At 53.0% G+C, this 12,161-nt stretch carries 15 protein-coding genes; 8 read left to right on the top strand and 7 right to left on the bottom strand.

Going from position 1 to position 12,161, the window contains the following annotated elements; genetic code table 11:
* Positions 1-202 precede the first annotated feature (202 nt).
* Positions 203-1,681, top strand: a complete 1,479-nt coding sequence (locus H8B13_RS15455; protein WP_187311724.1) for a TlpA family protein disulfide reductase — start codon at positions 203-205, stop codon at positions 1,679-1,681.
* Between the two features lie 67 nt (positions 1,682-1,748).
* Here the strand turns inward: H8B13_RS15455 and H8B13_RS15450 are convergent, their stop codons facing one another.
* Positions 1,749-2,111, bottom strand: coding sequence for a hypothetical protein (locus tag H8B13_RS15450; RefSeq protein ID WP_187311723.1), 363 nt, complete (start codon positions 2,109-2,111; stop codon positions 1,749-1,751).
* A 235-nt stretch (positions 2,112-2,346) separates the two neighbouring features.
* Here H8B13_RS15450 and H8B13_RS15445 point away from each other — a divergent pair, with 235 nt between their 5' ends.
* The 5 genes from H8B13_RS15445 (at position 2,347) to H8B13_RS15425 (ending at position 6,630) form a co-directional block, all read left to right on the top strand.
* Positions 2,347-2,841, top strand: a complete 495-nt coding sequence (locus H8B13_RS15445) for a CHRD domain-containing protein (RefSeq protein WP_187311722.1) — start codon at positions 2,347-2,349, stop codon at positions 2,839-2,841.
* Between the two features lie 68 nt (positions 2,842-2,909).
* Positions 2,910-3,761: a CHRD domain-containing protein gene (locus H8B13_RS15440; RefSeq protein ID WP_187311721.1), complete on the top strand. Its 852-nt coding sequence runs from the start codon at positions 2,910-2,912 to the stop codon at positions 3,759-3,761.
* A gap of 162 nt (positions 3,762-3,923) precedes the next feature.
* Entirely contained in the window at positions 3,924-4,385 is a 462-nt protein-coding gene (locus tag H8B13_RS15435; protein ID WP_187311720.1) for a CHRD domain-containing protein, read from the top strand.
* 123 nt (positions 4,386-4,508) lie between these two features.
* Positions 4,509-5,531, top strand: coding sequence for an SPASM domain-containing protein (locus H8B13_RS15430; RefSeq protein WP_187311719.1), 1,023 nt, complete (start codon positions 4,509-4,511; stop codon positions 5,529-5,531).
* Between the two features lie 169 nt (positions 5,532-5,700).
* On the top strand, positions 5,701-6,630 hold the full coding sequence (locus H8B13_RS15425) for a mechanosensitive ion channel family protein (RefSeq protein ID WP_187311718.1): 930 nt from the start codon (positions 5,701-5,703) through the stop codon (positions 6,628-6,630).
* 81 nt (positions 6,631-6,711) lie between these two features.
* Here the strand turns inward: H8B13_RS15425 and H8B13_RS15420 are convergent, their stop codons facing one another.
* The 6 genes from H8B13_RS15420 to H8B13_RS15395 form a co-directional block, all read right to left on the bottom strand.
* Entirely contained in the window at positions 6,712-7,050 is a 339-nt protein-coding gene (locus H8B13_RS15420; RefSeq protein WP_187311717.1) for a hypothetical protein, read from the bottom strand.
* A gap of 117 nt (positions 7,051-7,167) precedes the next feature.
* A complete protein-coding gene (locus H8B13_RS15415; protein WP_187311716.1) occupies positions 7,168-7,374 on the bottom strand; it encodes a FeoB-associated Cys-rich membrane protein in 207 nt (68 codons plus the stop codon).
* Positions 7,375-7,424: 50 nt separating this feature from the next.
* Positions 7,425-8,219: an inositol monophosphatase family protein gene (locus H8B13_RS15410; RefSeq protein ID WP_187311715.1), complete on the bottom strand. Its 795-nt coding sequence runs from the start codon at positions 8,217-8,219 to the stop codon at positions 7,425-7,427.
* A gap of 99 nt (positions 8,220-8,318) precedes the next feature.
* Positions 8,319-9,887 (bottom strand): apolipoprotein N-acyltransferase, encoded by a 1,569-nt coding sequence (lnt, locus tag H8B13_RS15405; RefSeq protein WP_410054436.1) that lies wholly within the window; start codon positions 9,885-9,887, stop codon positions 8,319-8,321.
* A 118-nt stretch (positions 9,888-10,005) separates the two neighbouring features.
* The gene (gene rsmI, locus H8B13_RS15400; protein WP_187311713.1) at positions 10,006-10,704 is read right to left on the bottom strand and encodes a 16S rRNA (cytidine(1402)-2'-O)-methyltransferase; all 699 of its coding nucleotides are present in this window, start codon (positions 10,702-10,704) and stop codon (positions 10,006-10,008) included.
* 68 nt (positions 10,705-10,772) lie between these two features.
* The gene (locus H8B13_RS15395; protein WP_187311712.1) at positions 10,773-11,021 is read right to left on the bottom strand and encodes a 4a-hydroxytetrahydrobiopterin dehydratase; all 249 of its coding nucleotides are present in this window, start codon (positions 11,019-11,021) and stop codon (positions 10,773-10,775) included.
* A 157-nt stretch (positions 11,022-11,178) separates the two neighbouring features.
* Here H8B13_RS15395 and H8B13_RS15390 point away from each other — a divergent pair, with 157 nt between their 5' ends.
* Both H8B13_RS15390 and H8B13_RS15385 read left to right on the top strand, forming a co-directional pair.
* Positions 11,179-11,721 (top strand): hypothetical protein, encoded by a 543-nt coding sequence (locus H8B13_RS15390; RefSeq protein WP_187311711.1) that lies wholly within the window; start codon positions 11,179-11,181, stop codon positions 11,719-11,721.
* Between the two features lie 43 nt (positions 11,722-11,764).
* Positions 11,765-12,001: a hypothetical protein gene (locus tag H8B13_RS15385; protein ID WP_187311710.1), complete on the top strand. Its 237-nt coding sequence runs from the start codon at positions 11,765-11,767 to the stop codon at positions 11,999-12,001.
* The last annotated feature ends 160 nt before the right edge of the window (positions 12,002-12,161 follow it).

The raw sequence follows: 12,161 nt of genomic DNA, 5'->3' as shown, positions 1-12,161 counted from the left end.
CCTTCCTAAATTTCAACTGATACCCTGATAAGACGTTACGAAAAAGTAAACCGGAATATTGGACTTTATAGGTTTTTATGCCTTATCTTCGGGGTAAGAATTGTCTTATCCCTAGAATATACTGAATTGATCCGTTCAATCAGACATTAGTATTTAGCTAAGTATTCACCACGGATCCTCCGTGCTGTCGATTGCCTACTGCATGAATTCTGCTTCAAAAAAATCGCCTTTCCGCTTTCTTATTGGTCTGCTGACCGTTGCGCTGTTGGCTCCCGTCGTAGGTCGGGCGCAGGGCACCGTTGTGCTGACTGGTAAGGTGAGCAACCACAAGACCGATACCATCGCCGTTTCTTTTCGCGAGCATCCGCTTGACCCCAAGGAACATATCACGTACGCGCGCCTTGATAGCAAGGGGGAGTTTCGGTTGGCGGTGGCAGTGCCGGGCCCTACTCGTGCCGACTTGGTGTACGGCGACGACGTAGCCGACTTGTTTCTAGAGCCGGGCAACGCAATTGAAGTGCGCTTCAAAAGCAATGACCTAGCGTCCAGCATTAAGTTCAAAGGCCCTGGCTCAGCAGCCAGCAGCTATCTGGTTGAGCTAGATGAGCAGTTTATCGAGAACGATGGCTTTCAGGTGCTGCCCGATAATATCATGCTTTACGAGCCCGGCTTCCTGAGTTTTCTGGATTACCGCCGCAAGGCCGAGCAGAAGTTTCTGGACGGCTACGCGCAGGATAATCAGGTATCGGCTGCTTTCAAGGCTTATGCCCAAGCTGAGATTGACTATAGCTACGCCAACGACCGCCTCACTTTCCAAGACCTCCGCGAGCAGGTAGTAGCCACCGAAGGCCGTTTGAAAATGACGCCTGAGTACTACAGCTTCCTCAACGATGCGAAGCTTATAAACAATCCCAGTGCCTCCCAAAGCGAGCAGCACCAGGAGTTTTTGCTGAACTACATCCATTACACGGCGGTAGCTGCCAATCATCACCGCTCCGACCCCGATTTTTACTGGGTGTGCTATGACCTAGCTAAAAAGCAGCTGGACGGTCCAGTAAAGCCCTTAATTATGGGTCGTATTCTGCAGGAGTCATTTCGGTTTGGACACGTGAAGCAATCGGCGGCTATGCTGGCTGACTTCCGCAGTGTAGACCCTAAAAATGAGTTTTATCCGCTGTTGCAGCGCGATTTTGAAAGCCATAAGGCCTTCGCTATTGGTGCGCCGGCCCCCGATTTCAAGCTCGTGACGGTGAAGGGCGACACGGTATCGTTGCGCGATTTTGCTGGCAAGCTGGTCTATCTGAACTTCTGGCGCACAACCAGCGGCCTGAGCTTGCGCGACCTGCCGTATGCTCAGGATTTAGCGAAGAAGTTTGAAGGCAAGAATATCGTGTTTCTCAACATTGCCCTCGATGAGAATGATCCTGCCTGGAAGCAGCTGGTGGTGAGCAAGAAGCTGCCGGGCGTACATGTGCGGGCTGCGGGCGGCTTGCGCTCAGCGCTGGCTAGGGCCTACGCCTTGCAGGAAGTGCCTTCGTATTTTCTGCTGGCAGAAGATGGCTCTTTCCTCAATACCAAGCCTAAGCGCCTGAGCAGCCACGCAGCCATCGACGAAATAAAAGAGTCATTTGGAAAGGCCTCTACATATACCAGCGCATTGCCAGTAGGAAGCGAGAAGTAACCTGATTTAAAAGCAAAAAAGCCCCCCAAAACTAGTCTGGGGGGCTTTTTTGCTTTACAGAAAGCAGCTAAGCCGCGCGGAAGCCGGTTGCTTGCTTAATAGTGCGCTCGGCGCCGGAAGCTGGCTCGGCGTAAGTATGGTCGCTTACCTCAATGGAAAGCTTCTTGCCCAGCAATTGCTTGGTGTCAAGGTCTTTGCCACCCTCAGCATGAATGCCAACGGCCGAATAGAGAGAAAGCAAAATGGGCATGGCGGCTGGCGAAGTGTAGAAACGCTGAGTTAGGAAACCGTCTTCGTTTTCCATACGCGCCGCAAAGAATGGCACATTCTGGTGCTCGCTGGTGCCTTCCTGAATATCGGTAATCTCGACCACGTGGCGGCCATCGGGCAGAAAACCTTTCTCATGGCCTTTTTCAACTGGAATTTTCATAGTAGCAAATCAGGGTTAGATACTGATTAACGGTAGGACTAGAGTGGGGTTCCGAGAGATGGTATAAAACCGCGGCAATAGAATTATATTTCAACTCAACAATCAGAAATTCAAATACTTGTGGAAATATTACAAAGCTTTTTCTTACATTCAAATGAGTGATTTAGCTCACGCTATTTATACCTCAACAGTTATTTTCCTTGGCTCTTATCTCCCACTTTTCACTTCCCAACCTATGCTAAACAAACTTACCGGCTATTGCCTTTTGGCATTAAGTTCCGTAGCGTTTTCCGCCTGCGACCAGTTCGGCCTAGAAGACTGGCGAGGTAATGGGCAGCCCGCCCCCCGGCCCAAAATAGCGTTGACATCCAATAATATGGATGCCCGCCAAGTCGTATTAGGTCCTCCGTCACGAGCTGTGGGTACTTATTCAGGCCTCTACGATCCACAAACTAACGTACTGGTTTCTACTATCGGTTATTATAGAAGTGGTGAATTCATTACCGGGACACTATCTGAGCCAGTAACAGCAGCTCACCTACACCGCGGGGCACCCGGGACGAACGGGCCTATTGTTTTCTCCTTTCCTTCCCTCGCCCTGCCCATCGGGACTACTGTGACCCTTTCCGAGGAAGACGAGGCCTTACTGCTCAACAATGGGATGTATGTGGATGTGCATACTCAGCTTTTTCCGATGGGCGAACTCCGGGGCCCTATTAGTCGGCAATAAAACCATTTAGGTCTAGCCTAACCACATTGATACTAAGGTGATAAAAGCTCATTTCATCCTCCTTACCCATGCTAAAAAAACTCACGTCCGGCTTTCTCTTCCTGCTAAGTCTGGTTACTGTTTCCGCCTGCGACCAGTTTGACCTAGATGAGCTACGCAAAAAGGCACCTCCTAGCACCCCCGACATCTCCCTATCCGCGAGACTCACGGGTAGTCAGCTTGTGCCAGCAGGTAGTGGGGGCTTAGGCACTTTCGCGGGTACTTATAATCAGCAGACCAACATTCTGGCTTATACTGTGACATTAAACTCTGCGTTTGGGGCTGGTCCGCCAGAGGTGCTACACCTGCACCGCGGCGCGCCAGGGACTGTCGGGCCCATAGCCTATACGTTGCCTTCGACCACGAATGGAACCATCACCTTAACTGAGGCTGATGAAGCTGTGCTGCTGGATGGTAATCTGTATGTGGATGCAGAGACGCGATTTCGTGAGGGGGACCCGCTCGTTATCGTAACCCGGGGTGCTATCATGAGGCAGCCGCCCACGCCTGCTCCTGTTCCTGGTCCTCAAGTAGCTCTCACAGCTCAAGTAAGCGGTAGCCAGGTAGTGCCGCCAACTTCTTCTACTGTCACAGGCTCCTTCAATTTATTGTATAACAAGGATACCAATGTACTGACCTACTACTCGAGTAGTGTCTTTTCACCTTCAACATTTACACCCGTGCATCTACACCGGGGTACGCCGGGCACCAATGGACCCATTATAGTGGAATTACCTCTTCTTTTTGGTTTCTTGCCCCGAGGCGAGGCAACCATTCCGGAAGCAGACGAAGCGTTATTGCTCTCTAGTGGCACTTATATAGATTTGCATAGCGCTGAGTTTCCGAATGGGGAAGTTAGGGGAGCAATCGTTCCGTTATAGGACGAACTGCGTTTTGGCAGGAAATACAAGAAAGCCAAATTGTTATGAACCAGATGCGGAGCTTTGTCGTAAGTTCTGCTAACATGTTTTCTGGTTCAATTTTCCGCGCCAGCGGGCTCCACTTTCCTTCTTTCCTATAACCCACCTTTTACTACCTAACCAATGCTAAAAAAACTCACTTCCGGTATCCTCCTGGCCTTTAGCCTGGTGGCGTTTTCGTCCTGCGACCAAGTAAACTTGGATGATCTGCGTAAGATCATTAAGCCTGCTCCAAACCCAAATGTAGTTTTGACAGCTGTGATAAACGGTAGTCAGGAAGTGCCACCGACTCCATCGGCTGCTACGGGCACTTTTTCGGGCGTGTATAACAAGGATACCAACGTACTGACCTACACGGTAACGTATACGGGCCTGACACCGCAAGCGGGACACTTGCATCGCGGTATGCCGGGTGTGAATGGTCCAGTGGTTCACCCACTTCCACAACTCACCTCCCCTATCACAGCAACAGCTACTTTCACCGAAGCGGATGAAGCTTTATTGCTGAACAACGGGTTTTATGTGAATCTGCATACTCCTGCTTTTCCGGGCGGAGAAATCCGGGGTGACATTAAGGTAAAATAACACAGCCCCATTTCATGAAAAGCCCCCCATACGACATGCATGGGGGGCTTTTTTGTGCCTTAGAGGTGCTGGCTAAACTTTAGGGGCATTATTGTTCAGGCATTACCGACCTTTGCCCGCACCATGGCCTCCACGCTCACCGACGCGCTCAATCTGCTTTCCAAAACCACGCCGCGCCGGGCGCTCAATACTGCGCAGGTAGTGGGAAGCTACGCCCTGAGCAAACTAACCGGCAAGGCGCGTCACTGGGGGCTGCCTATGGCCTTGTCGTTTGAACCGACCACTAGCTGCAACCTGCGTTGCCCAGAGTGCCCGAGCGGGCTCCGCTCCTTTACCCGGCCCACCGGCATGCTGCCCGACGAGCTATTCAAGCGTACGATCGACGAAGTAGCGGCGCGGCTCTGGTATCTGATTTTCTATTTTCAGGGCGAGCCCTACCTGCACCCTCATTTTCTGGAATTGGTAAAATACGCCGCGGATAAGGGCATTTATACCGCTACCAGCACCAACGCTCACTACCTCAACGACCAAAACGCTCGGCGTACCGTGGAGTCGGGCCTAGACAGGTTGATTATCTCGCTGGATGGCACAACTCAGGAAACCTACCAACAATACCGCGTGGGGGGCAAGATTGACAAGGTATTGGAGGGGACGCGCAATGTGCTGCGCTGGCGCAAAGAGCTAAAATCGAGCACACCGCGTGTGGTGTTTCAGTTTTTGGTAGTGCAGCCCAACGAGCACCAGATTGAGGATGCCAAGCGGCTGGCGAAGGAAATGGGCGTAGACGATGTGTGGTTTAAAACCGCTCAGATTTACGATTACCAGAATGGCTCGCCCCTCATCCCGACCATCGACTACTACTCGCGCTACGAGAACAACCAGAACGGCACCTGGAGTATCAAAAACCGCCTGCTCAACCATTGCTGGAAGATGTGGCACTCCTGTGTAATCACCTGGGACGGGCTAGTGGTGCCCTGCTGCTTCGATAAAGACGCCGAGTATCGCCTTGGTGACTTATCTCAGCAAACTTTCCGCGGCTTGTGGCAGGGCCCAAAATACCGGCAGTTTCGCGCCTCCCTGCTCAAAGGCCGCGACCAGATTGAGATGTGCCGCAACTGCACCGAAGGTACCCGAGTGTGGGGCTAAGGATGCTTTTCTGTTGCCTACAAAGCTGATTCTGCGGGGCCGAAATAGCAGCTCTGAATGAACGCGTGTTAGATGTCGGTAGAACCTCTATCCTGTTGAGCGCGTTGTTACTAGTGCAGCAGCCCGCGCCTACGGGCTTTTCGTATGTTGCACTTCTGCATTTCCTTCTATGGTCTTACAAGCAGTATTTGCCTTGACTTCTGATTTTTCAAATACGCTTAACCTCGTCACCGATAAGCTCGTTGCCTGGGCCGAGCAGTTTGTGATAATGCTGCCCAACTTGGTGGTTGCCATTTTGCTGCTGACGGTGACCATATTTGCCGCGCGGCTAGTAAAACGCGTAGCGACCCGCTTTCTGCCGCGCGTATCGCACAGCGTCACAATCAACAGCCTGATTTCGACGCTGATGTATTTTGTGGTGTTGCTGTTCGGGCTGTTTTTCGTGCTGTCGGTTCTCAACCTTGACAAGACCGTAACCTCCCTGCTGGCTGGTGTGGGTATCATCGGTCTGGCCTTGGGTTTTGCCTTTCAGGACATTGCGGCCAACTTTATCAGCGGCATCATCATCGCCATTCAGCGACCTTTCAATGTGGGCGACATGATTAAGACCAACGACTACTTTGGCGTGATTGAGCGCATCCGGCTGCGCACCGTGGATTTGCGCCAGCCCACCGGCGAAATGGTGCTGGTGCCTAACCGCAAAGTGTTCGAGAATGCGCTGATCAACTACTCCGTCAACACCATGCGCCGCGTCGATCTGGACTGCGGTGTGGCCTATGATTCTGACCTAGAGCAGGTGCGGGAAGTGGTATTAGAAGCCGTGCAGCAGGTGCCTCACCTTGTGCGCGAGCGGGCTCCAGAAGTCATGTTTACGGAGTTTGCCGACAGCGCCATCACGTTTCAGCTCCGCTTCTGGATTCCTTACAAGCGGCAAGTCGACTTCGTAGGGGCTAAAAGTGCGGCTATTATGAGCATTAAAAAAGCCTTCGACGAGGTCGGCATCAGCATTCCCTTCCCCATCCGAACACTTCATGTGCCTGGCGGATCTGTTTTGCCTATTGCCCTGCAAAACGAAGAAGTGGATACCAACAAGAGCTGATAATCAGCGTGAATAAAATCCTTAACCTAAAAAAGCCCCCCAGCACGTTGCTGGGGGGCTTTTTTAGATTCTTGTCAATTCTTATTTGTGGTCCTTCTTGAGGTTTTTGCCTAAGTCTTCTACCAGCTTAAGAAACTCTAGGCTATCAGAGTCGCCGGCTGGGCCGTAGGCGGAGGAAATTGTGCCACGCGTACCATCGGAGCACTCCAAGGCGTAAAGAATAGACATATCATCGGGGTCGCTTTCACCTTCGAAGCGGTAAAAATCCACGATGGTTACGTCTTCGGGTCCGTAGCTGATGGTTTCGGAGCTAAATGGGCGCAGGCGGCCGTCAGCAACCCGAAAATCTTCGGTAAAACCGTCTTTGGCCAGCTTTTGCTCTACCATAATAAGGGAGCGTTCTTCTTCTTTATCTTGCATGATCAGGGGGCGTTTGGGAGTGGAACGGTGCGGCAGAGTAGGGGATAAAAAACAACCCCGTGCCGACTATACGCAGTCGGCACGGGGCGAGGTTGTCTGAATCGACAATAGTGAATGTTATTTATTTAAAGCCGGCCCGGCTTTTTGCGCTGCCGCTTCAATGGTGCGCTGCAGCCGGTCGACATCAATGGTGCCGCAGGCCCCGCCGCAGCCCTTGGCGCAGCCCGTGGTGCTTGGGGAGAAAAATGCCCCCCAGAATATCCGGCCCACATAGATAGTGGCCGCCAGAAACAAAACGACGATGAGGAAATATTGGAACAGCATAGTGCCCACAAAACTACGCAATCCGGAAAAAAGTTTGGCCCCTGGCCCGACTACTTCCAATAATCGCCAATCGTTTGCTGCATCTGGCGGTGTATCTGGCCATTGGTAGCTAACACTTCTCGACCAAAAATGGGGTCGCCATTAGTAAGAAACTGAGTGACATGGCCACCAGCCTCGCGCACCAGCAGCACACCAGCCGCTACGTCGTAGGAGTTGATGTTGAACTCAAAATAGCCATCAAAGCGCCCGGCAGCAACATAGGCCAGATCCAGCGCCGCTGAGCCTACGCGGCGGATACCGTGCGTCGACTGCATAAAGGCGCCCATAATTTTCAGGTACGCATCGAGCCTATCGAACTTGTAATAAGGGAAGCCCGTGGCCAGCAGCGACTCGTGCAAATTGGCCGCTGCCGATACATGAATCGGCTTTTCGTTGCAGAAAGCACCGCCGCCCAGCGCTGCCCGGAAGCACTCATCCTGGTTGATTTCATACACCACGCCCACCACCAGCTCATTGCGGTGCATCAGTGCCACGCTCACGCAGTACGCAGGCTGTCCGTGTATAAAGTTGGTAGTCCCATCAAGCGGGTCGATGATCCAGTTATACTCTTCGGTTCTTGCCTTGGCTTCGGTACCTTCTTCCGTAATAAAACCAGCTTCAGGCAGGAGCGCATGGAGTTCTTCCACCAGCTGCTTTTCGCTTTGCTGATCGACGTACGAAACCATATCATGCAAGCCTTTATGCTCTACTGTAGCTAGGTCGAAGCTGGCTGCCTCCTGGCGAATAAACTGCCCGGCCCGGCGCGCTATGTCAGCTACCTGCAGGCTTAGTGAGTTGAAATCCATAAGTTATATTTTTCGTCATCAGAGGAATACAGGACCTTCCCACGCCAAAACAAGACGATGTTTTGTTCGTCGTTCACGCGTGGGAAGGTCCTGCGTTTCTCAAGAGGACAATTGAGTTTTTTTAACACCAGTAAACCGGCGCATCAATGTAAAGCCCAGCAGTAATCCTGCCAGCACTTGCATCATCGGGCCAATCAGCTCGCCGTGGCGCACGTAAAACGTTAGCTCTGAGTTGAGTTGAACGGTGGCCCGGCTGGCGGCGGGCACCCACCAATCTGTCTGAGTCGTGATTTCGCCCTTCTGATTTATAAAAGCCGAAATGCCCGTATTGGCCGACCGTGCAATCGCCCGCCGGGTTTCGATGGCGCGCAGGGTGGCATATTGCAGGTGCTGCTCGTGGCCGGGCGAGTCGCTCCACCAGCCGTCATTTGTAATGATGCCCAGCAGCGTCGCCCCATTCTTTACATATTCCGCCACAAAGTCGCCGTACACCGATTCGTAGCATATGAGTGGGCCCACCCGCAGCGCGGAGTCGGCAGGAGAGCGGAATACAGTGCGCTCCTCTTGGCTGCCATAGCTACCCACCGTGCCGCCTAAGTCAATATTGGCAATGATTTTGGTGAGGAGTGGTGGCACCTTTTCTACGCCTGGCACTAACCTAGATTTGTGGTAAAAAGTAGCTGGAGTGCTCGCAGTTGGCAGAAAAGCGGCCGTATTAAACACATCGTAGAAGCCCGTATCATCGCGGAAGCGGGCCGTGACGGAAGCCGTTTCCTTGCTCGGATACGCCACCAAACTGGTAATGCCCGTGATAAGCTCCAGATTAGGATGTTGGGCCAACATGGCCCGTACGCGCTGGGTGCTAGGGTTCGCATCAAACTGATTTTCCCACTGCGCCTGGTCCAGTGAGGTTTCGGGCCAGAGCACAAGACGCGTTTTGGGCGTTAGGTTTTCAGTAGTCAGGCTAATCAACCGGGTAACCTGCGCCTCAAAGGGAATGAAGTTTTCCGCCCCCTGAAACTTCTCCTGATAGGGGTCTATGTTCGGCTGAATAACCAGAACCTCGACTGGGGGGCCTTTTTCCTGATAGTTGTAGCCGATAAGCTTGGAAAGCCCGATGGGCAGCAAGGCAGCTAACAACGGAATCATAATCAGGCGCTGCACCTGCACGCGGCTTAATTCTGGGGCACCGGGCCTACTGGCTACCGCATATTTTTGCAGGGACATAAAGGCCAGAATATTCACCACCCAAATCCAGACGGAGCCGCCCAAAAAGCCGGTGTATTCATACCATTGCACCCAACTGTTGGCTTGCGCAAAGCCGTTGCCGAGGGTGAGCCAGGGCCAGGTGAGGTCCCAATGCAGGTGCAACTGCTCAAAGGCAATCCAATAAACAGGCAGCGAAAGATAGCCTAGCGTGGGCCCCGCCAGTTTTTTGGTGTGGTAAAAAGCCATGGTAGGCAGACACATCAGCAATGCATTCAGCACCACGGCCGCGATGCCGCCGCCCAAGGTGCTATAGCTCACCCACCAGGTGGTAAAGGCATTCCAGAGCACCAACGTCAGATAAGTGTAGCGAAACACCTTCCAGCCGCTGGCGCCGCGCCGCGTAAGCAGCTGTTCCATCCGCAGATACGGCACCCAGCCTACGAGCAGCAGCAGCGACATGCTGGCGGGGTGTACGGGCCAGCCGGCCCACAAAAGCCCAGCGCTGAGTAGCGCCAACAGCGAGGGTTGCCAATAAGCCCACCCTGATCTAGGGCGCGGGGCCGTGGCAACGGCTGGACTAGTCTTTACTTCCTTGAACGACAACAACGATTTCTCCTTTAATGGATGAACGGCCCGCAAAGTTGGCTGCCAGCGCGGGCAGCGTGCCATTTACGGTTTCCTCAAATAACTTAGTTAATTCCCGGCTCACCGACGCCTGTCGCTCGGGGCCAAATACCTCGGCCAACTGCTCCAGCGTCTTCACAATACGATGCGGCGATTCGTAAAATATCAACGTGCGGGTTTCGGTGGCCAGTTCCCGCAGGCGGGTTTGGCGGCCTTTCTTCACGGGCAAAAACCCTTCAAACACAAACCGTTCGGCCCCAAACCCCGACTTAAGCAATGCTGGCACAAAGGCAGTAGCCCCCGGCAAGCATTCTACTTTCAGGCCCCGGCTCAGACACTCGCGCACCAGCAAAAAGCCCGGGTCGGAGATGCCCGGTGTGCCGGCATCCGACACCAGCGCCATGCGTTCGCCTTTTTCCAGGCGCTCAATGAGGCGGGCCACGGTTTGGTGCTCATTGTGCAAATGATAGCTGAGCAGCGGTTTTTTCAAACCCAAATGCTGCATGAGGCGGCCGCTGTTACGGGTATCTTCAGCCAGCACAGTGTCTACCTCGCCCAAGATGCGAATAGCCCGCAGGGTGATATCCTCCAGGTTGCCGATGGGGGTGGGCACGAGGTATAGAACAGTGGTCTTAGGGGATTCGTCGGGCATAGTGGCACAAAGGTAGGCTGATGCGAGGAGGTGCTAAACAGGAAAGCAAAAACGCAGCAAGTAGCCCCTCAGCTAGCGCCGTGCTCGGCGGCCAGCCGGTCGATGGCTTCGGCCAGTCGGTGGTCGCGTTTGGTAACGGTGTTGCCCGCATCGTGAGTGTAGAGGCGAAACTCGACGGTGTCGTACACATTGGACCACCACGGATGATGATTCTGGCGCTCTGCTTCGGCGGCCACGGCTGTCATAAAAGCAAAAGCCGTTTTGAAATCGGAGAAGCGGAAGCTGTGGGAGAGAGCGTTATCGTGTTCGGTCCACATGGGGGCTTTTTTAGTTGAGGAATTAGACAATAAAGCGCTCGGCACGAACGCTTTTTACTTGTGGTAAGCCACGCTCTTTCTATTCAACTTAAACCAAATTTCGCAAACCAGAGTACACTTCAAGGTAATCCACCCACGACTTTAAACGACGCTTTCTATGGCTATTGATCCTAATAATCGTCCCGTCCGCGTCATCAACGACGACACTACCGATCAGGAGTTAGCTGCTGGACATATCATTCCCGACGCCGATCCACCCAAAAACGAAGCTGCCCGCGGCGGTTTTGGTAACCGAGACGGTAAAGAAGGTTTTGGTACGGATAGCGGCAGCGGCAATACGTCGATTTCCGTGAACGAAGATGCGGATAAAGTAGGCCATCCCGCCGATAATATGTTGACCGTGGGAGAAGGCGCTAATGAAATTGCTGATCAGGACATTCCCGACCCTGATATGCTCGACGACGATGACGCCGAACCAAGGAAACGCCCCAATCCTTCCGAAGCTAACGCTACAAAGGCGCAACGTACTCTGCACGGTGCCGGCGAGAGCGATGTCGATGGCATCCGGGCTACGCTGACTGCCAGCGACCACGACGTATCGACTGTGCGCGACAGTGCCCCCGGCGAAGCTACGCCCGAAACCAACGCTGACCTTAACGACCCCAACGCCCAGGAATCAGGCATTTTGCGGGGCGAATAACGCTTGTAGTTCCAGTATTTCACCACTTTAACCTGTTGAAATCATGCCGTACAAAAGCAATAATACCAACCAGCAGTCCAAGGAAAACAAAGGCAATCCGGCTACCGGAGGCAAAGCCAAAGGCGACCCAAACAGCGCACCGATCAACGAAGACGAGTTGACGGAACGCTTGGCCGATGAGTACACCAACGACGGTGAGGCCGATATTCCGCCCCACATGACCAACAACCCGAACCGCAACTACGACAAGCCAAGCATAGATAAGCCAGCTTATAGCTAATTGAAGCCCAGGTAATTGTCTTGTTCATATAAAGAGCACTTCTTCCGTTGGGGGAAGTGCTCTTTGATTTATCAGCTACTGGTCTATCTACCCAAAAAAGCCCCCCAGCGTCTTTTGCATGAAAAATTCCGTAGGCTTTTGTGTAAAGATATTACTGTCG

Origin of the sequence: Hymenobacter sp. BT188 (assembly GCF_014333585.1) — a bacterium.
Lineage (GTDB): Bacteria > Bacteroidota > Bacteroidia > Cytophagales > Hymenobacteraceae > Hymenobacter.
The sequence above is the reverse complement of the archived record's forward strand: the minus strand, read 5'-3'. Positions and strand labels throughout refer to the sequence as shown.

Coding starts and splice junctions, on each gene's coding strand:
- H8B13_RS15440 (WP_187311721.1), top strand. CDS start 2,910: ATGCTAAAAAAACTCACGTCCGGCTTTCTCTTCCTGCTAAGTCTGGTT.
- H8B13_RS15450 (WP_187311723.1), bottom strand. CDS start 2,111: ATGAAAATTCCAGTTGAAAAAGGCCATGAGAAAGGTTTTCTGCCCGAT.
- H8B13_RS15435 (WP_187311720.1), top strand. CDS start 3,924: ATGCTAAAAAAACTCACTTCCGGTATCCTCCTGGCCTTTAGCCTGGTG.
- H8B13_RS15415 (WP_187311716.1), bottom strand. CDS start 7,374: ATGCTGTTCCAATATTTCCTCATCGTCGTTTTGTTTCTGGCGGCCACT.
- H8B13_RS15410 (WP_187311715.1), bottom strand. CDS start 8,219: ATGGATTTCAACTCACTAAGCCTGCAGGTAGCTGACATAGCGCGCCGG.
- H8B13_RS15425 (WP_187311718.1), top strand. CDS start 5,701: ATGGTCTTACAAGCAGTATTTGCCTTGACTTCTGATTTTTCAAATACG.
- H8B13_RS15385 (WP_187311710.1), top strand. CDS start 11,765: ATGCCGTACAAAAGCAATAATACCAACCAGCAGTCCAAGGAAAACAAA.
- lnt (WP_410054436.1), bottom strand. CDS start 9,887: ATGTCGCTGCTGCTGCTCGTAGGCTGGGTGCCGTATCTGCGGATGGAA.
- H8B13_RS15445 (WP_187311722.1), top strand. CDS start 2,347: ATGCTAAACAAACTTACCGGCTATTGCCTTTTGGCATTAAGTTCCGTA.
- H8B13_RS15430 (WP_187311719.1), top strand. CDS start 4,509: ATGGCCTCCACGCTCACCGACGCGCTCAATCTGCTTTCCAAAACCACG.
- rsmI (WP_187311713.1), bottom strand. CDS start 10,704: ATGCCCGACGAATCCCCTAAGACCACTGTTCTATACCTCGTGCCCACC.
- H8B13_RS15420 (WP_187311717.1), bottom strand. CDS start 7,050: ATGCAAGATAAAGAAGAAGAACGCTCCCTTATTATGGTAGAGCAAAAG.
- H8B13_RS15390 (WP_187311711.1), top strand. CDS start 11,179: ATGGCTATTGATCCTAATAATCGTCCCGTCCGCGTCATCAACGACGAC.
- H8B13_RS15455 (WP_187311724.1), top strand. CDS start 203: ATGAATTCTGCTTCAAAAAAATCGCCTTTCCGCTTTCTTATTGGTCTG.
- H8B13_RS15395 (WP_187311712.1), bottom strand. CDS start 11,021: ATGTGGACCGAACACGATAACGCTCTCTCCCACAGCTTCCGCTTCTCC.